This window comes from Sporosarcina saromensis (genome assembly GCF_033253735.1).
Classification (GTDB): Bacteria; Bacillota; Bacilli; order Bacillales_A; family Planococcaceae; genus Sporosarcina; species Sporosarcina saromensis.
Window position 1 is genome coordinate 130,977 of record NZ_JAUBDI010000007.1, and the last position, 17,846, is coordinate 148,822.

Consider the following 17,846-nt stretch of genomic DNA (forward strand, 5'->3'; position numbering starts at 1 on the left):
GGATGCATGCTACTATTCTAGATGTATACGCTTTCATTTTATGTTAATAAAAAAACCTCTCGTAATTCGCAAGTTCTTGGAAGTCAGTAAATTCATTCTATCTAACTATATTGACTATTGCAAGAAATAGAGTGTAAGAAACGAGGTGTATGCGAACGGAAATTCATGATGGACGTGGCTCGAGTAGAGAAGTTCATTCATACTAAACCGTCAGTTGAAGTTGGCTCTTAGCTAGCTGGTGAAACACTTTTTGTCGTTACCACCGACTTTAAGGGGTTTACCACCGATTCAAACGGCTTTACCACCGGCTTTAGGGAGTTTACCACCGATTCAAGCGGCTTTACCACCGTTTCAAGCCACTTTACCACCGTTTCCCCTATTTAGTTGGTCGACTTCCTACAAAGTCCACGTCAAGTCCCGACCTAAACTCGTTATCACCGCTTGTCCAGATGTTATCACCGCTTACAAGCAATTTATCACCGCTCGATGGCAGTTTATCACCGCTTGGAACGCCTTTATCACCGCTCATCTCCGAGTTATCACCACTCATCCATTTTCTAGGCGGCAAATATCCCCCTCTCCAATATGTTTACCAATCGTTCATGCCTTCGTAATAATTTGTTCATAATCTCCTCTTACAATGAAAGTAACAATAACAGGAGAGGGGTCTTATACATGGCAAATTTCGCGACACGGTTCTTGTCTACAGTAGGAGCAGGCGTTTTAGGGTCAGCCTTAACATTAGGGGTTGTGGCAAACACAGATCTGTTGCAAACATCTACGAAACAGGAGGAAGGTGTTGCCTCGGTGAATACACCACAACCGAATGTCACACAAACATCGGCAAATCAATCCATAACCAACCTTTCCGATATGGTGGAGCATGCGTCAAAAGCGATTGTTGGCGTGTCAAACTTTAAAAATGCCGGCAATCGATTCGCTGGAGATGCATCATTGGCGGAGTTCGGAACAGGTTCAGGGGTCATTTATCAAATTGGCGATGAACATGCTTACATCGTGACAAACAACCACGTAATAGAAGGCTCGAATAAAATCGAGGTCACTTTGCATGATGGAGAAAAGGTACAAGCAGAACTTATTGGAAGTGATGCACTAACAGATTTGGCGGTATTAAAAATACCAAACAAAGGCGTAGACACTGCACTTGAATTCGGTGATTCGGACAAATTGCGTGCGGGTGATTCTGTTGTTGCCATCGGAAATCCACTCAGTCTCGATTTCTCGGGCACCGTAACGCAAGGGATTATCAGCGCACCCGCGCGATCCATTGATGTAAAAACGACTGCAGGCAACTGGGAAATGAACGTCATCCAAACTGACGCAGCCATTAATCCCGGCAACAGCGGAGGTGCACTCATCAATGCTGACGGAAAACTCATTGGCATTAACAGTTTGAAAATCGCGGAAAACGGTATCGAAGGCCTTGGCTTTGCGATTCCGAGTAATGATGTCATTCCGCTTGTTGAGGAAATGATGGAAAACGGTGAAATCGAACGGCCTTACATTGGCATCGGTCTCGCGGACTTGGCGGAAATTCCGTATATGTATGTAGAGAATCTTCCGGAAGAAGTAAAAGGCGGCGTTATGGTGACAAATGTTGATCCTTCGTCTGCAGCAGGAAAAGCAGGATTGAAGCAAGAAGACGTCATTACAGCGATCAATGGTGAAACGATCAACAACAGCATGGAATTACGGAAACACCTCTATTCCAAGCTATCTGTTGGTGACAAAGCGACGTTCACCGTCTATACGGATGGCAAAAAACGATCTGTTGAGTTGACGTTGACGAGCAATTCATCAGTAGAATAAATCATCGTAACCCTCTGTCGTTTCGGAAGCGATAGAGGGTTTCTAATGCTATACTTACCATACAAATGACCTCGCAAAGGAGGCACCTACATGCGAATTCTAGTCATCGAAGATAACGAAAGCGTGGCGTCAATGATCGAAATGTTTTTTGAGAAGGAGAAGATTCAAGGGGAATTTGTCAAGGACGGACTCGTTGGATATGAAAGGGCAAAGACGGAGCAATGGGATTGCCTCATCATCGATTGGATGCTACCAGGAATGGACGGTGTGTCGATTTGCCGAAAGCTTCGACAAGCCGCAATCGAAGTCCCCATTATTATGCTGACGGCGAAAGATAGCGAGTCCGATCAGGTGCTTGGCCTAGAAATGGGCGCGGATGATTATGTGACGAAGCCGTTCAGTCCACTTGCTTTACTTGCTCGAATCCGCGCTGTGACACGGCGGTATGTAGCGAACAAGGATGTTCAACAAGACGAAAACGTGTTGGCGACGGACCATTTCACTGTGAATATGAATACACGAGAAGTCCTTTTGGACGGCAATCCTGTTCCGAATCTAACGCCAAAGGAATTCGATTTATTGCAGTTTTTCATTCAACATCCTAAACAAGTTTTTTCGCGCGAGCAGTTGTTGGACCGGGTATGGGGGTACGATTTTTACGGCGACGATCGGACAGTTGATGTGCATATAAAGCGGTTGCGGTCAAAAGTCTCAACTGATGAGCAACCGTTTTTCCATACCGTATGGGGCGTCGGCTACCGGTTCGATGAGTCGGTGGTGAAGTAAGATGAAGATTAAATACTTCTATCAGCAGCTCGTCAGTCATATAAGTGTCATTGTGATTGCATTCTTAATCTTGAGTTTAGTGCTGTCCCACTTTTTTGAGCAGTTCGTTTATGACAATAAAACCGAAGAACTCGCTTCCTACGGCCATTCAATTTTACGCGATATCGAATATGCATCTATTGATTCTCGTCAAACGTTGCAATCTTACGGGCATGTATTGGAAGGGCAAAATATCCAATATAGTTTATTCGACGAAAAATCTGCGATCATTTATTCAACCGGCTTAAAAACGCCTTTAATCGAATTGAATAACGACGAATGGGCTGCGTTACAAAGTGGCAAAACGATTACGGTGAAACAGGAATACAAACGATTTGAACAGGCTGTCACGTTTGTATTGTTGCCGTATTTTCACCGCAATCAGTTTGTGGGCGGGGTTTTATTGACATCGCCTATTAAAGGTTCGCGTGAAATCATTTCACAAATGAACGATTACCTCTTATATACGACTTTCATCGCCCTCGCGATCGCCTTATTGTTAAGTGGCATCCTTTCCACTTTTCACGGCAGGCGTATTAAACGTTTACGTGCGGCTACCTCAACAGTTGCGCAAGGAGATTATTCTGTCCGCATTCCTACGGCAAACATTGACGAAATCGGGGAGCTTGCAGGAGATTTCAACGGCATGGTGGAAAAACTCGAGACATCCATGAATGAAATTGAAAGTCTTGAAAACCGTAGACGACAATTCATGGCGGATGTGTCACACGAATTGCGGACCCCACTTACAACGATCCGCGGCATACTGGAAGGCTTACGGAACGACATGATTTCAGAATCGGAAAAAGAACGTGGATTGCAGTTGGCAAGTAGTGAAACGATGCGACTCATCCGGCTGGTGAATGAAAACCTCGACTACGAAAAAATCCGTTCGAATCAAGTAACGCTTTTCAAGCAAGACATTCAACTGAAGGAACTGCTTGAAATTATTCAGGAACAGTTAGAGGATGTGGCAGCTGAACGCGGCAATCGAATAATTGTTGAGGTAAAGGACGATGTCATAATCCATGCCGACTACGATCGATTGACTCAGGTGTTGATTAACATCACGAAAAACAGCATTCAATTTACAGAAAACGGGACAATACGGTTGCGTGGAGAGTCGATGACGGGTTATACCGTTATTGAAATCGAAGATACCGGAATCGGGATGGACCCTGAAGAAATTGAGCAAATATGGAACCGATTTTACAAAGCAATCGATTCAAGAACGACGAATCCATTAGGAGAATTCGGATTAGGGTTATCCATCGTCAAACAGCTCGTTACGTTACACGGTGGTAGCATCTCTGTCGACAGTGTAAAAGGGGCCGGTACGAAATTTCGGATTGAATTGCCGTGTACTACGGTTGAAACGGATAGCTAAACGTCTATACATTCAATTGATGTGCCTGGAATAAAACCTTACGTAGGCCTCCCATCTGCCCCCCACTCCTAATCAAGGAAAAATGCATGAAGGTGAATTTGCCTTCACGCATTTTTTTGTTTTTCCCAGCTCTTAGTTCGCCTTCTCTTCACAGTTACAAAAGCATGGATGCCAATTTGTAATAGCTATTTATTTCCGCTACACTTACAATAAAATTATGGGAAATTTAAACATAATTGCTGATTAGCTACTACAATGGGAACAGGTGAATGTCTTGACTAAATACGTACCTGGAATAATTATTTCATCAATCTTGCTTATGTTACTGCTTTTCTTGGATCAAAAAATTTACGGCGGGATCATGCCGTTGAATTTGCTCATTCTTTTACTATCGCTTCACGTTATTGTGTATGCACATCTGATGCAGCGTCAAAAGCAACGGATACGGTATGTCGTCTTTGTGTGTCTGTTTGCTGTTTGTGCGATGCTTTCATTGCCAAAAGTGACGCAACAAGCAGCTGAAGAACTAGCGCTAGCAAACTATCCTATGCTAATAACAGCGAAACAATCGGTGCCGATGGAAAGGAGTCTAAATCCTTTCAAACCAAATCGAGCATACGTTTTCGAAGGGATTGATAAAGAGCAGCAAAGCATTGTAGTATTAGTGAATCCGGATACGGGCGACGTACATGTATTGGACTGATAAGCAATTGATGTCCTCGTTAACCGTTAGAGAATTCGATCCAAATAAGAGGCTGATTATTGCTCAAAAAACGCGTATTCTTCAGATTTCTACGGTTTAGCAGAATGAAAGATGCCTGCCTTATGGATGAAATAAAAAAGGAAGCCTCTAGTTATCGACTTCCTTCTTTTATTCCACCTGCATGTACACGACTGTATCGTCAAATGTGTGACGCTTAAACAATACATCGTCTTCTTTATGAAGTACAGTTGCTCTTCCTTCTGTTTCTGCCCCTTCAAAGTAAATGCCAAAGCCATTATTTTCAGGGTAGCCATAGACATAGCAGACAACTTTATCTTCTTTCATAAATACGAGTTGGTTCATTCCCTCGCTTAGCGTTTGCTCGACGTTATCCCATTTGTAGCCAACTACATCGTATATCTCCTCTTTTGAAGCATAGGGATCGATTGAGTAGACACGATCCCAGTCGAAGGGTGTGAGAGAAGAGAGGCTTACAGGTTCTTCTGTTGTTTCAGTAGCAAGTACATTTTCCTTCAACAGTTCCCGGTTTTCATCCCAGATGTCTTTGTTGAACATTTGATTAATGACTAATCCAACAATGATGACACACATCGCAATTGTTAAGAACTTTTTCATATCTACCGACCCCCTTTTTTAATAGGACGAAGACAGGTCGAGTAGGTTCTCACATCACTGGCAATAATGAATTCGCACCAGTTTTTTATTGGCAGTCTCACGCCTTACAAGTTTTGATTCTTTCAAGCATTATTTCCCTTGTGTCCTTCGAAGTTCAAACATCCTGTCTGTCCATTCTTTCACACGTTGCACGATTTCTTGTCGTTCATTTTCAATCCGAGTTCTTGCACGTTCGTCCATTTCCTTCTTTACTGTGAGAGCATCTTCTTCTTTGACCTTTATCATTGCTCGTACTTCATCTTGCACCTCTTGCGTAATCCAGTTTTCGGAGCGCATTATTTGAAGTGCTTCATGCATACGAGAAGCTTCGTTTAGTGAGGCATAATAAAATCGCGAAGAAATATTCGAACGATCGATCATTTCATTGTGGCTTTGACCCCAATGTTTTAGTAGAGAATTAGATGCACTCATAACCTCTGTCAGAGATGGCAGCCATTGTTTCGTAATCGATTGATCGAGCTCATCAATCGTTTTCGCTGAAATATACTCGCCTTTTCCAGCTTCAGCCACGGCCTTTAACTGGTTTTCTCCTTCTTGGTCTACGTCAAACCCAATGATATTCACTTGGCGATCAGGACTTGCTTCAGCAAAGGCTTTCGCTGCTGCCACAGGATCTCCTCCACACGTCTCCGCCCCATCACTCACAATATAGACCGTCAACTTCCCTGTAGCATCCTTCGTTTGTTCACGTGTATAATTAATCGCTTCAGCAATTGGTGTCCATCCTTTAGCTTCCACTCCATCGACAGCATTCTTAAATTTTTCCGCATTAAAACTGCCCATCGGATACACTTCATCGATTGTCCTACAAGAAAGCTCTTTATCCGACTTGTTTTGTGTCCCGGCATGCCCGTAGATAATTAATGACACTTCATCACGCATACCGATTGTACTTGCAAATCGTGACGTCGCCTTCTTTGCAATGGTCATCTTCTGCTTCCCTTCAACATTCAACAACATGCTAGAACTAGCATCCAACAGAATTACGGCTTGGCCTGGCTGTTGCTCCACCTCGTCACTTCCCTCAATCTCTCCAGGCTCTGGAAGATAAGGTTCAAACCATTCTACACTGAACGCTTCCAACTCGGTTGCTACTTGGTCATACGCATTACTTCCAACATAGTAGTTCAATGCTTTGAAAATCAACTCCGGGTCTTGAGATTGCTCAGCTAGCACTTCTAATTTTTCGGTTAACGCCTCTTTATATTCTCCTAACCCGAATCTCCCCCATACTTGTTTCGTCTCTTCTTCGTATGGGATTTCAGCAGTGAAAAGCCCTGGCTGTTGTGCACGGAATGTTTCTTCAGAGTCTGGAATCTGTACGGCCTCAATTTCCTGTAAATCACTTGTTTTAGCAGGTAGTTCTTCATCTAGCACTTCTTCAGTTGTTTCATGCTGTTTCGTCTCTTCTGCTGACGTTTCCGGAAGCACTTCAGGTTCCTTCTTTTCCTTCTCTGAACAACCAATCAAAACGATCGCTACTAGAGTAATGAATACTAAACGAATTGACCAATTTCTCATTTATTTCCATCCTCTCATTGGAATCTATCGCCATTTTATCAAGTCGAAGGAATAAACACGATAGAAAACAGAAAAGAAGAATAATTAGTCCCGAATGTCACACTATACCAAAAGTCCTCGACAATCCTTACTCTACACAAATTGAATCAATATGATATTGTAGCGTTTTCTTCACACGCTCTGCCTCCAAACGTCCTGCTCCAAAAAGCGCGTGAATAGCAATGCCATCAATAATCGCATAGAGCCGCTCCATTTCCAAATCCAAGTCTAATCCTTCTTTTAATAAACCTACGTTATCCAAATAGGCAATGATTTTATGTACCCCTGTCACGATTCCATCGTCCGGGATATTCAATTCTTCCCTCCGATGGTTCACATGCGCCATAAATGCAAACCACACTTCCATTTCTGCTAGCGTTTCTTGATTCACTGGCACAATTTCTAGTAGCACGGCTAAAACCATTTCCTTCGGAGGTAAATTCTGTTTCGCGACAGCCTCAATCCGATCCGTCGCCCTTTCCTGTACAAGCGTCATCGCATAGACAAGCAAGTCATCTTGGTTTGAAAAATAATGTCGGAGCGCTCCTAATGATAGCCCCGCCTCTTCCGCAATATTTCTAACTGTTGCCCCTTCCATTCCTTTATCCAAAATGACTCGCCACATCGCTTCTGCAATCTGTTTCTTTCGCTCTTCATGATTTACGATTTTCGGCATATTGTTAGTGTAGAATAATTTCGAGAAATTAACAATACAGCTGTATTAAATAAACGAAATATGCTATTATTTAAAATAACAATACAAATGTATTAAATAAAAGGAGTGCTGTTGTTGAATCTTATCGCTTGGGCAATTATAGCTTGTGAAATTGGGTTTTGGGTCGTTATCCTTGCAGGACTAATAACACGTTATCTATTTAACAGAAAACGTCTCGGTTTATTTTTTCTCGCCCTCACACCTGTAATCGATTTACTTTTACTGATTGTTACAGCAACCGACTTGTACAACGGAGCAACTGCTACACAAGTTCACGCTATCGCCGCTATCTATCTAGGGATCTCCGTGGCGTTCGGGAAAAGCATGATTCGTTGGGCAGACGAACGATTTGTCTATTATGTAAAGAAACAAGGACCGAAACCAATGAGGAAAACTGGCTGGGATCATGCCAAACATTCCTTCAAAGGATCGCTTCAACATGTATTGGCCTTCATCATTGGTGGTGCATTTCTTTTCATCATGATTTACTTGATCGACGATCCAACACAAACTGAAGCCTTATCCGGTATGTTGAAACTGTGGTCTCTCATCTTAGGGATTGATTTTGTCATTTCTATTTCTTATTTCATATGGCCACGACAAGCAAAAACAAAATCATAGAGTCATAAGCGCTCATATTACATAAGGAGCGCATAAAATTATGCAAAGGTGCATGAACAGTACAAGCAACATACATCGCTCCAACTGTTGATAATCACCAACAAGTGTGCATGGAGTACGCATAACACTCTACAAAAGAACCTTCACCCTTTGTTGTGCAACAGCTCTCCAATAAAGTATGATGACAGGAAAGGAGTGGAGGGGGAATGAAAAAACGAATAGTTTTATTTTTACTCGGCGCTATCCTATTCATTAGTTCACTTCCAATGAGTGCTACGATGGCGATGGAAACAATTCATACCAATCAAATGTTGGCACGCTATGAGTTACATAAAATTAGTAACAGATATCCTCCACCCCAATCAGAGTTCACTTATAAAAATCATAAGATAAAAGTTGAAGAGACCATAATAGACGAAGGTAATTATACGGATCGCTGGAATTACAAAATCGCATTTGCCAATTTATCGATTATCGTAAACGGAAAAAGACTAGATACACTGGAAAACTATCCAATACGGGTTGAAGACGAGGGATTAGCTAAATACTATGGAAACATCTCTTTCATAATTGTAAAAGATAAAGAGAAAGACGATGAGAAGCTTTATATAATTTTGAAGGAAACAAAAGATATCATTGAGAACGGAAATGTTCTGGGAACAGTCCCTTTTGATTCGTTAACTTACAGCTTATACAGCTTGGACGAAGCGGGAAGCTTAGAAAGCGACTCGTTTACCTTTACCGATCGAAACGCCTTGCAGACACTATTGCTAACGAATAGCGGTACTTCCCCAATTGCTGTAGGTTACTATACAGATGCTTGGAACTGGATGCCATCCATTGTATTCCCATTCATCTTCCCGTTTTTCTCATTACTAATTGGACTCATTTTGATGAGTCGCTACTTTCCGTTCAAAAGGCAATTTAAAACGTAAAATGCCAACCTCCAATGGATTGGTACAGCCTGTTGACAAGCGCTTTTATGCGTTGTTGCTCGACTTGCCCGCCCTCTCATGAACTTTAGTTCTATTTGAGGCTTGACTTGCTGTCGAGCCGACCTACACGATGCGGGTCATGTAGTAGTCGTGACAAGACATTCCGAATTCAGATCGCCTTCCACCTCGCAAGCGTTTTCAAGCCAAGCTAAGACGTGTGCCAATTTCTCAAAAATCACATCAAAAAAAGTGTAGACAAAGTAAAATCGACTTTGTCTACACTCAGAGCCATCCATAAAGGAGTGGCTTTTCTTCTATTACATTTCTAAATGCTTCAACGCTTCGGCTACTTTCACCGTACGTTTTGCCTGATGCTTTACTGCTGCTTCCACGTCTTCAATCATTTTGCCATCTTGACCGACTGTTACGCTCGTGCCATATGGGTTTCCACCCGCACCGAATGTGACTGGATCCGTATAACCCGGGGCCGCAACAATAGCACCCCAGTGATACATCGTCGTATACAAAGAGAGGATTGTTGCTTCTTGGCCACCATGTGGATTTTGTGCGGAAGACATGGCACTGACCGCTTTATTCGCAAGCTTACCTTTCGCCCATAGGCCACCTGTCGTATCCAAGAAATTCTTCATTTGGCCGGGCATATTGCCGAAACGCGTCGGTACACTGAAGATGATCGCATCTGCCCATTCTAGGTCTTCTGGCTTCACCTCAGGCACATCTTTCGTCGCTTCCACATGTGCTTTCCATGCCGGATTTGAGTCGATTGCTGCTTGAGGAGCTGTTTCTGCAGCTTTTAACACGCGTACTTCGGAACCCATTTCCTTCGCTGCTTCTGCTGCCCATTGTGCCAACTGATAATTCGTACCACCTGAACTGTAGTAAACAATCGCTGTGTTCGTCATGAGTAAAACCCCTTTTCTTATTGTAGAAATTCTTTATACCAACTTGCTGCTTCCTGCACTTCTGATTGCGTTAACGCATGGCCGTTCATTTCCTAATGGACTTCTGTACGTGCACCTGCATTTGTTAGAAGCGACAACAAATCCAACGTTTCTTTCGCCGGACAAATCGGATCATTTTTCCCTGCGGCAATGAACACCGGAACTTTGCTGAGATCCGGTAATTCAATCCCTCGCCTAGGTACCATCGGATGATGCAAGATCGCTCCTTTTAGTGAATCAGCATAGTGGAATAGTAAGCTCCCTGCAATATTCGCACCATTTGAATAGCCTACAGCTACGACTTCTGATCGATCGAACCCGTATTTCTCAGCTGCTTCATCCAAAAACGCATGTAATTCATTCGTTCTGAACACTAAATCTTCTTCGTCAAAAACGCCTTCTGCCAGTCTTCTGAAAAAACGAGGCATACCATTCTCTAACACGTTACCTCGGACACTTAACACCGAAGCATCCGGGTCTATCAATGTTGCTAACGGTAACAGATCGTGTTCGTTTCCCCCTGTTCCGTGCAACAGCAAAAATGTCCGTTTAGATGTTCCTTGTTCAAAGACGTGCTTCATCATGCTCCCCCCTTTCGATTTACTTCTCGTACATGAAACGGTATGATCTACGCTTCCAATTGGTCGAGGAACTGCTCACAATGAGCTACCCACTGCAAAATTCAGCCTAGTAGCATTCGTTTCTTGTTAGTACCGCTTACCCTTATCTCGAATTAATATATCTTGAATTCAAGATAAATGTACCAAAGATATTCTAAGTTGTCAAAAATGTTGATTGATTTCAGCAGAATGATCACTCAAAGTTTGAACAACGCCAATAGTGATAGGCAATTGCATCCGACATGAAGGCAAGTCCTCTACTTTCAACTTGTAACACTGGCTTCCATGCTTCCCCTCTCCCTTTCATCAAGTAAATTTCATGGTGGGGTGCTGGGTCAAAATAGCCGCACATATCGAACGTTCCATGCCGTTTAAACACTGCAGACACTTCGTAGTCAATGAGTGGCGCCGTTGTCAATGGATTGCCCACTGCATGTTCGAGAAGAAATCCGGATTCTCCTTTTTTGTGATCTTTGCGTTGCAACGTAATCCCGTCGGAAGAAGCTCGAGCTTTCTCCCGGAAGTTTTTTAAATGGTCATATGCAATTGACGGACCTACTTCTTTTGTAAACGTCAGCGGTTCACCTTTTTCATCGTACGTGAGCTCAATATCGACACGCGTACGAAAACCATCGCCATTCGGATCAAAGCCACGGGCGTCTCCTTTGAAATAATGATTGGGTGACAACAAATTTGGATTCCGTACCCATTCCTCTGCAAGAAACGTTGTATAACGTAATTTCCATCGATCTATAGGATGCAACGTCTTTTCCCTTTCATTCACTGGCTGTAAAAGCTCTCGCGGCTTGCCGATCCACTTGACGGTCGAAAATGTTTCAATAGCAGCTTCCTTACGTGATGAATTGGGATGCAGCGAACCAAACACATTAGACAAAACCGATTTAACGGATGTCAAACGCTCCTCTGATTTTTCAAGCGGACGTCTTGCTCGAATCATATAGTCGTATGATTCGTCCATGTCAATATCCCGGTCGATGTACCAATTTGTGTTGACCATCTTTACAAATTTTCCATTCCGATAAATGCCGTATTCTTCTATGTCCTTCATACCTTCCCATGACAAGGCGATTTGCGTTTTCACTACGATTGTCGTCATGACAAGAGATTGCAAGGGATTCTCGACGTTCTTTTCTTCAGCAAAAGCAGACGTTTGCAATGCAATGACATCGACGACTTGATTATCCTCAACACGTTCTACCATGTAATGGTACAATTTACCATGTTTGAAATCCCCGTCTTGAAATTCCGGCACGGTTCCTTCATAGACATGTTCACCATCTTTATACACGTTGTAAAAACCTCCGACATCATTCCATGTGAATGAAATCAAATCATGTTCATGCTTTACAGACTGTATTTCAAATAACATGTTTGCGCCTCCCTTTTCTTCTATTTTGGGGAACTTTCAACATCGCTAAACATAACGTACCAATCAATTGAACAGCTTATGCGAAAGTGAACGATCTATCCATTAACGATTGTGCGTCCCAGTCACTATCCGCGTACATGGCGTATGCTTATATGCATCAACATGCTTGAATGTACCCATTACTATTTCCTTGCCCTTCTTGCGAATCTGCGAAACTATGTTATAGTAATTTTGAAAACAAATCGTAAAATTGCCACTAGGGGTGCCTTATGCACGTGTGTAAATTTGCAAAACACTCGTACCGATTTCATGTTCACTATGCGTATATCATGGTGAAACATTAGATACCGGACAGAGCTGATAGCAAATGAAACATGCTGTGCGCTAGGCTGAGACGTGTATGAATACGCGGACCCTTTGAACCTGATCTGGTTGATACCAGCGGAGGGAAGTGGGTGCGCAACTTCTATCCATTGAATTTGCAAGCCGCTTCTTGACGCCCTGTCAGGAGCGGCTTTTTTGCATATATGGAGGCATGTTGACGATGTATTTACAAAAACTACGAGATGAAAAACCGTTGATTCATTGCATTACGAATATTGTTGTTGCGAATTTCCAAGCGAATGGCTTACTTGCACTAGGAGCTTCCCCTGTCATGGCGGATGCGGTTGAAGAAGCAGCGGATATGGCGGCTGTTTCATCAGCTGTCGTATTAAATATCGGTACGCTGAAAGCGGTCAGTGTTGAGGCGATGTGCCTTGCCGGGGAGCGTGCGGCGGCTAATGGCATTCCGATCATCCTCGATCCAGTCGGTGCTGGAGCGACATCATTCCGAAAAGCCGCTGTCCTATCGATTTTAGAGAAAGTTCCTGTGTCCCTTATTCGTTGCAACGCTGGGGAACTTGCAGCAATTGCAGGAATTGATTGGCAAGCAAAAGGGGTTGATGCAGGAGATGGAGAGGCGGATTTGGAACAGCTCGCGCTTGAAGTGGCGACGCGATACAGCTGTCTTGTTGCAGTGACCGGTGTTGAGGATCTTGTTACAGACGGCAAAAGGGTCGTGCGAATTGCTGGAGGCCATTCACTTATGACACGTGTCACAGGCGTAGGTTGCCTGTTAAGTGCGGTCGTTGCTGCATTTGTTGCAGTGGCAGACGATCACAAGTTGGAAGCAGCGGAAAACGCTTTGGCTATATATAAAAGAGCGGGTGAACAGGCAGCGGCACTATCTACTGGACCAGGAGACTTTGCTGTGAATTTATTGAACGCACTTTATGCAATAACAGAGGAGGATTTGCTATGACTTCAGTAGCTTTGACAATTGCAGGTTCAGATAGTGGCGGGGGGGCTGGTATACAGGCAGATTTGAAGACGTTCCAAGAGCTTGGTGTATTCGGGACGTCCGCGTTAACGGCTGTTACTGCACAAAATACGTTAGGCGTACACGGTGTCTACCCGATTGAGGCGGCAGGTGTAACTGCTCAAATACAAGCTGTGTTGGACGATTTTTCAGTAGGAGCCGTGAAGACAGGGATGCTATTTTCAGCCGACATTATTGAGGCGGTAGCAGTTTCATTAAGGAACAATGGCTGCCCACCCCTCGTGATTGATCCAGTGATGATCGCAAAAGGTGGCGCATCTTTACTTAAAGATGAAGCCGTTACGGCTTTGAAAGCACATTTACTTCCTCTTGCTACTCTCGTCACGCCGAATATTCCGGAAGCGGAAGTGCTTGCGGATATGACGATTCAGTCGACAGCTGATTACGAAGAAGCAGCGAACCGGATTCTTAGTTCAGGGGCAAAAGCGGTCATTTTAAAAGGCGGACATAGCAATGATGCGCAGTTTGCGGAAGACTTTTTCTTCAGGGCAGACGGCTATTCATTCACGATAAAATCAGAACGGATTGCTACAAAAGATACGCATGGTACGGGTTGCACGTTTTCTGCCGCAATTACTGCATTCATTTCGCAAGGAAAAAGTTTGCAGGAAGCAGTGCGTGAAGCGAAGGTATTTATTCAAGCGGCCATATCGGATGGCTTACAATTAGGCGGAGGTCACGGGCCAACGAATCACTGGGCATATAATCGATTGAAGCAGGATGCTAAGGAGGTCGTCATCATTGAATAAAGAGCAACTGGCACTTTATTTCATAATGGGTTCGACGAATACAGGAACGCAGGACCCTCTACATGTGCTCGAGTGCGCTTTGCGTGGCGGCATTACTTGCTTTCAGTTACGAGAAAAAGGGCCGGGTGCGAAAAGCGGAGAAGCATTGCTGGAATTTGCTCGACAATGCCAAGAGTTGTGCAAGGAATATAGTGTTCCGTTCATCGTGAACGATGATGTGGACCTTGCTTTAGCACTTGATGCAGACGGGGTACATGTTGGGCAAGAAGATGAACAGGCAGCGATTGTTCGAAAACGGCTTGGCATTGGGAAAATACTTGGCGTGTCTTCACATACGTCGGATGAAGTGCTAGCCGCAATTGAAGCGGGTGCTGATTACATCGGAATGGGACCTGTCTACACGACTACTTCAAAACCGGACGCAAAACCGGTAGCTGGCACACAGTTCATTCAGACGACAAGGTCTGTTTATCCTGATTTACCGATTGTCGGCATCGGGGGCATTACTGTCGATAATTTTGCACCTGTGTTTGCTGCGGGCGCAAACGGGGTTTCAGTCATTTCAGCAATTGCTGGAGCAACGGATGTCTATGCGGCGACTAAAGCGTTTGCTGAATCTATAGAGAAAGAAGGGGTTCCTTTATGAACACGCGAAAAATGGTTATCATGACGATGTTTGTTGCGATAGCAGTTGCCGGCTCGACATTCGTTTCATTCCCCGCAGGCATAGCACGCGCGTATCCAGTCCAACATGCGGTGAACGTAGTTGCAGCCATTCTGTTAGGTCCAATTCCCGCAGTTGTTATTGCATTTTTGACGGGACTTATTCGAGTATTGACTGGCACAGGGTCATTACTCGCATTCCCCGGTGGCATGATCGGTGCGTTATTGGCAGGTCTATTTTATAAACAGTATGGTAAAGCGTGGCTCGCTGGGATTGGTGAAGTGATTGGTACAGGCGTGATTGCGTCACTTTTGGCAGTACCTTATGCGAAGATTTTAATGGGTACAACCGTCACTGCCTTCTTTTTCGTCCCCCCATTTTTGGTTTCAACGGTGAGTGGCGCGGCGCTTGGGCTAATTCTTGTTGTCCGGCTGCAGCAAACTTCAGCGTGGCATAAAATCGAAAGTGTCGGTGGGCGATTGTAAGAATACGTTCGGTCAGAGGAATTTAGTTCAAGTGTGAGCGTGGTTCGAAAGTCCCGATACGGCGATAACTTTAGTTATCCGATCGATAACTTTGTGAACTCGATCGATAAGCAAGCCTATTCAATCGATTACTTTTTGAGTCGTAAAAACCGCTCCAGCGATTAGGCTAGGAGCGGTATATGATTTTAGGGAAGCTATTATCGCCAACAATGGTAGCTAGAGGGATGGTATCCAGTTGTACGGTCGGCAAGTATGTAACTTCGACGACTCTCTTTTTGATGCGTTCATTTCATTCAAAAACATGGTCGGATGAATGAGACTCTTCTAGAAGTTCCTCCCGCCAAATTCGCTCTACGTTTGCACCCGCTTCAGTTACATGCACCCTGTACACATCGGGATTCGTCAGTGCCTGCCATTCTGCAAAACCGACGTGTTCGTCATAACATCTTAAGAGGAGCGTCATCAGATTTCCATGTGTAACGAGCACCGTTTTGGAGCCATCTGGCAACTCTTCGACCACATTACATACACGCTCCATCGCTTCGTGTGATGACTCGCCACCTTCATATTTCAAATGGACATCGAGAAATGAATCCTCTAATTTTAACAACCAATCTTCGAAATCATACGAACTTAACGTCCGTTCCGCCAATCGACTATCCTCTTCGAAGTACAATCCTTTCCGCTCCGCTAAAGGCTCAGCTGTCATGCGAGCTCGGACAAAAGGACTTGTAACGATACGGTCCACTTCTACCTCATCAAAAAATGCTGCCAATTTCTCCGCCTGTACAATTCCTTCCGCTGTCAAATCTGCATGCGGTGATTGACCCTCAGCTGAACAATGTCGAACAATATAAATCACTTTTTCCACTTCGCACACCTCCTACTTATTATTTTCCCTTGCTAGATGAAAAGAAACCTTCCTTTCACAAAACATATTTGTGGTGATTCCGTTTGATGCTGTGTAAAAGAATAAACCAGTTCCCCCGACTTGCATGGAGGAACTGGTCGTTCATTTCATATAACGATCGAGAAAATGACCCATTTTCTTTCGATACGTGTCACCTGCTAGTGCATACGCTTCACCATGATTGGCGTTGGCAACTAGAAACAGCTCTGACTCGCTAGCTGTTTTCTGGTGCAGTTCTTCGGCCATTTCGGTCGGAACGAAAGTATCACTTTTCCCATGGACATAAAAAATCGGGATTTCTGTCTTCTGCACTTCTTTTAAAGCGCTCGCTTCTCGGAATGAATAGCCTGCTCTAATTTTCGTGAGCGCACTTGTGCCATCTAATAATGGAAATGCCGGCAAGTGAAACATGCGATTCATTTGGTACGTGAACAGTTGATAGACAGATTTGTATGGACTGTCTGCGATGATTGCTTTCACTTGAGCGGGCAAACCGTCTTCCCCGCTTGCCATCAAGACCGTGGCAGCTCCCATCGATAACCCGTGATAGGCCACTTCCGTATTTGGACCGAGTTTTTGGACAAACATATCCGTCCAGTCAATCAAATCAAGACGATCCGGCCAACCGAACCCATAGTAATCGCCTTCACTTTTGCCATGCCCTCTCGCGTCGGGCATAAATATGTTGTAATTCAATTCTTCGTGATAATACTGTCCAAAAAGCCCCATCTGCTTGGCATGACCTAAATAGCCATGTGTCAAAATGACAAGCTTATCCGTTGGCTGTGCAGCAGGTAAGTAATAACCGGACAATTGCAGTCCATCCCGTGACGTTAGGCTCACTAATTCAAATTCCTGATTAGCAACCCATTGTTTCCAATGTCCATTCGTGTACAGTTGCTTCGTTTTCTCTGAGACTTTTAAATCAGCGTTGCCTTGCAAGTATTCTTTCGGACCACGCTTCACTGCCAAGTCATAGAAAAAGAAGCTCCCCGCCACTTGGATCACTAGAAAAACAACTGAAAAAAGCACCAACAACTTCTTCCAATGAATCTTAATCGTACTCATTCCCCTTTTATCTTCAATCTGCGGGCACATCACCCTACTACAAGTATACAAGATAAACAGAGCAACATGTATGGAAATTTTTTTAAAAATAATAAGAATAGTAAATTAGTGATTGAATAATGGGAATAGTTCCGGTGCCTGTCCCCAAAACAATTCCGAATTGTTTTGGGGACAGGCACCAAACACTAGCGTTGCACCACAGTAAAAAAATAGATGATTTATATAAAAAATAGAATAAAAGACTTGAAGAACGACAAAAAAACTCCTAATGTAGGTAAGGAAGCGACGACTAAATCAGTTCCCTTACACTACAAAAAGGAGTAAGCCATGAAAAGTGTAAACCCT

Annotated in this window: 18 protein-coding genes, 1 pseudogene and 1 riboswitch; of the genes and pseudogenes, 10 read left to right on the forward strand and 9 right to left on the reverse strand. The window is 43.8% G+C overall.

The window, feature by feature from the left end; all coding sequences use genetic code 11:
• Positions 1-376: 376 nt before the first annotated feature.
• Complete coding sequence (locus tag QT711_RS09590; protein ID WP_317943763.1) at positions 377-568, reverse strand: hypothetical protein; 192 nt, start codon at positions 566-568, stop codon at positions 377-379.
• Positions 569-675: 107 nt separating this feature from the next.
• Between QT711_RS09590 and QT711_RS09595 the strand changes: the two genes are divergently transcribed.
• The 4 genes from QT711_RS09595 (at position 676) to QT711_RS09610 (ending at position 4,745) form a co-directional block, all read left to right on the forward strand.
• Positions 676-1,830 (forward strand): S1C family serine protease, encoded by a 1,155-nt coding sequence (locus QT711_RS09595; RefSeq protein ID WP_317943764.1) that lies wholly within the window; start codon positions 676-678, stop codon positions 1,828-1,830.
• A gap of 90 nt (positions 1,831-1,920) precedes the next feature.
• On the forward strand, positions 1,921-2,616 hold the full coding sequence (locus tag QT711_RS09600; RefSeq protein ID WP_317943766.1) for a response regulator transcription factor: 696 nt from the start codon (positions 1,921-1,923) through the stop codon (positions 2,614-2,616).
• 1 nt (position 2,617) lies between these two features.
• Positions 2,618-4,042, forward strand: a complete 1,425-nt coding sequence (locus QT711_RS09605) for a HAMP domain-containing sensor histidine kinase (protein ID WP_317943768.1) — start codon at positions 2,618-2,620, stop codon at positions 4,040-4,042.
• A 334-nt stretch (positions 4,043-4,376) separates the two neighbouring features.
• Positions 4,377-4,745: a hypothetical protein gene (locus QT711_RS09610; RefSeq protein ID WP_317943770.1), complete on the forward strand. Its 369-nt coding sequence runs from the start codon at positions 4,377-4,379 to the stop codon at positions 4,743-4,745.
• A 168-nt stretch (positions 4,746-4,913) separates the two neighbouring features.
• Here QT711_RS09610 and QT711_RS09615 read toward each other — a convergent pair whose 3' ends face one another.
• The 3 genes from QT711_RS09615 to QT711_RS09625 all read right to left on the reverse strand — a co-directional run bounded on the left by QT711_RS09615 (position 4,914) and on the right by QT711_RS09625 (position 7,677).
• On the reverse strand, positions 4,914-5,381 hold the full coding sequence (locus QT711_RS09615) for a hypothetical protein (protein WP_317943771.1): 468 nt from the start codon (positions 5,379-5,381) through the stop codon (positions 4,914-4,916).
• A gap of 129 nt (positions 5,382-5,510) precedes the next feature.
• Entirely contained in the window at positions 5,511-6,962 is a 1,452-nt protein-coding gene (locus QT711_RS09620) for a vWA domain-containing protein (RefSeq protein ID WP_317943772.1), read from the reverse strand.
• A 127-nt stretch (positions 6,963-7,089) separates the two neighbouring features.
• Positions 7,090-7,677 carry a TetR/AcrR family transcriptional regulator gene (locus QT711_RS09625; RefSeq protein ID WP_317943774.1) on the reverse strand — a complete coding sequence of 196 codons (588 nt, stop codon included), beginning with the start codon at positions 7,675-7,677 and terminating at the stop codon, positions 7,090-7,092.
• A gap of 114 nt (positions 7,678-7,791) precedes the next feature.
• On the opposite strand from QT711_RS09625, the gene QT711_RS09630 reads away from it, so the two are divergent.
• Both QT711_RS09630 and QT711_RS09635 read left to right on the forward strand, forming a co-directional pair.
• Positions 7,792-8,337 carry a hypothetical protein gene (locus QT711_RS09630; protein ID WP_317943775.1) on the forward strand — a complete coding sequence of 182 codons (546 nt, stop codon included), beginning with the start codon at positions 7,792-7,794 and terminating at the stop codon, positions 8,335-8,337.
• A gap of 206 nt (positions 8,338-8,543) precedes the next feature.
• Positions 8,544-9,272, forward strand: coding sequence for a hypothetical protein (locus QT711_RS09635; RefSeq protein WP_317943776.1), 729 nt, complete (start codon positions 8,544-8,546; stop codon positions 9,270-9,272).
• Between the two features lie 317 nt (positions 9,273-9,589).
• Here QT711_RS09635 and wrbA read toward each other — a convergent pair whose 3' ends face one another.
• From wrbA to QT711_RS09650, 3 genes and pseudogenes are all read right to left on the reverse strand, one after another.
• The gene (wrbA, locus tag QT711_RS09640) at positions 9,590-10,195 is read right to left on the reverse strand and encodes an NAD(P)H:quinone oxidoreductase (protein WP_317943778.1); all 606 of its coding nucleotides are present in this window, start codon (positions 10,193-10,195) and stop codon (positions 9,590-9,592) included.
• A gap of 17 nt (positions 10,196-10,212) precedes the next feature.
• Positions 10,213-10,815: pseudogene (locus QT711_RS09645) on the reverse strand (alpha/beta hydrolase).
• A gap of 232 nt (positions 10,816-11,047) precedes the next feature.
• Positions 11,048-12,244 (reverse strand): DUF3238 domain-containing protein, encoded by a 1,197-nt coding sequence (locus QT711_RS09650; protein ID WP_317943779.1) that lies wholly within the window; start codon positions 12,242-12,244, stop codon positions 11,048-11,050.
• Between the two features lie 248 nt (positions 12,245-12,492).
• Positions 12,493-12,711: riboswitch (TPP riboswitch) on the forward strand.
• A gap of 77 nt (positions 12,712-12,788) precedes the next feature.
• On the opposite strand from QT711_RS09650, the gene thiM reads away from it, so the two are divergent.
• Genes thiM through thiW form a run of 4 tightly spaced genes read left to right on the forward strand, consistent with a single transcriptional unit; the run spans position 12,789 to position 15,523 of the window.
• Complete coding sequence (thiM, locus tag QT711_RS09655; RefSeq protein WP_317943780.1) at positions 12,789-13,547, forward strand: hydroxyethylthiazole kinase; 759 nt, start codon at positions 12,789-12,791, stop codon at positions 13,545-13,547.
• Positions 13,544-14,374, forward strand: a complete 831-nt coding sequence (gene thiD, locus QT711_RS09660; protein WP_317943781.1) for a bifunctional hydroxymethylpyrimidine kinase/phosphomethylpyrimidine kinase — start codon at positions 13,544-13,546, stop codon at positions 14,372-14,374. The genes thiM and thiD overlap by 4 nt, the downstream gene beginning before the upstream one ends.
• The gene (thiE, locus tag QT711_RS09665) at positions 14,346-15,020 is read left to right on the forward strand and encodes a thiamine phosphate synthase (protein WP_317943783.1); all 675 of its coding nucleotides are present in this window, start codon (positions 14,346-14,348) and stop codon (positions 15,018-15,020) included. Before thiD ends, thiE begins: the two co-directional genes overlap by 29 nt.
• Positions 15,017-15,523: an energy coupling factor transporter S component ThiW gene (gene thiW, locus QT711_RS09670; RefSeq protein ID WP_317943785.1), complete on the forward strand. Its 507-nt coding sequence runs from the start codon at positions 15,017-15,019 to the stop codon at positions 15,521-15,523. Before thiE ends, thiW begins: the two co-directional genes overlap by 4 nt.
• A 289-nt stretch (positions 15,524-15,812) precedes the next feature.
• Here thiW and QT711_RS09675 read toward each other — a convergent pair whose 3' ends face one another.
• The gene (locus QT711_RS09675; protein WP_317943787.1) at positions 15,813-16,394 is read right to left on the reverse strand and encodes a histidine phosphatase family protein; all 582 of its coding nucleotides are present in this window, start codon (positions 16,392-16,394) and stop codon (positions 15,813-15,815) included.
• A gap of 141 nt (positions 16,395-16,535) precedes the next feature.
• A complete protein-coding gene (locus tag QT711_RS09680) occupies positions 16,536-17,501 on the reverse strand; it encodes an alpha/beta hydrolase (RefSeq protein ID WP_317943789.1) in 966 nt (321 codons plus the stop codon).
• Positions 17,502-17,846: the final 345 nt, after the last annotated feature.

What these genes read in the sequence shown, in the direction of transcription:
- thiM (WP_317943780.1), top strand. Translation starts at nt 12,789, where the DNA reads ATGTATTTACAAAAACTACGAGATGAAAAACCGTTGATTCATTGCATT.
- QT711_RS09635 (WP_317943776.1), top strand. Translation starts at nt 8,544, where the DNA reads ATGAAAAAACGAATAGTTTTATTTTTACTCGGCGCTATCCTATTCATT.
- QT711_RS09650 (WP_317943779.1), bottom strand. Translation starts at nt 12,244, where the DNA reads ATGTTATTTGAAATACAGTCTGTAAAGCATGAACATGATTTGATTTCA.
- QT711_RS09680 (WP_317943789.1), bottom strand. Translation starts at nt 17,501, where the DNA reads ATGAGTACGATTAAGATTCATTGGAAGAAGTTGTTGGTGCTTTTTTCA.
- QT711_RS09620 (WP_317943772.1), bottom strand. Translation starts at nt 6,962, where the DNA reads ATGAGAAATTGGTCAATTCGTTTAGTATTCATTACTCTAGTAGCGATC.
- QT711_RS09605 (WP_317943768.1), top strand. Translation starts at nt 2,618, where the DNA reads ATGAAGATTAAATACTTCTATCAGCAGCTCGTCAGTCATATAAGTGTC.
- QT711_RS09625 (WP_317943774.1), bottom strand. Translation starts at nt 7,677, where the DNA reads ATGCCGAAAATCGTAAATCATGAAGAGCGAAAGAAACAGATTGCAGAA.
- QT711_RS09615 (WP_317943771.1), bottom strand. Translation starts at nt 5,381, where the DNA reads ATGAAAAAGTTCTTAACAATTGCGATGTGTGTCATCATTGTTGGATTA.
- thiD (WP_317943781.1), top strand. Translation starts at nt 13,544, where the DNA reads ATGACTTCAGTAGCTTTGACAATTGCAGGTTCAGATAGTGGCGGGGGG.
- QT711_RS09600 (WP_317943766.1), top strand. Translation starts at nt 1,921, where the DNA reads ATGCGAATTCTAGTCATCGAAGATAACGAAAGCGTGGCGTCAATGATC.
- thiE (WP_317943783.1), top strand. Translation starts at nt 14,346, where the DNA reads ATGCTAAGGAGGTCGTCATCATTGAATAAAGAGCAACTGGCACTTTAT.
- QT711_RS09595 (WP_317943764.1), top strand. Translation starts at nt 676, where the DNA reads ATGGCAAATTTCGCGACACGGTTCTTGTCTACAGTAGGAGCAGGCGTT.
- thiW (WP_317943785.1), top strand. Translation starts at nt 15,017, where the DNA reads ATGAACACGCGAAAAATGGTTATCATGACGATGTTTGTTGCGATAGCA.
- wrbA (WP_317943778.1), bottom strand. Translation starts at nt 10,195, where the DNA reads ATGACGAACACAGCGATTGTTTACTACAGTTCAGGTGGTACGAATTAT.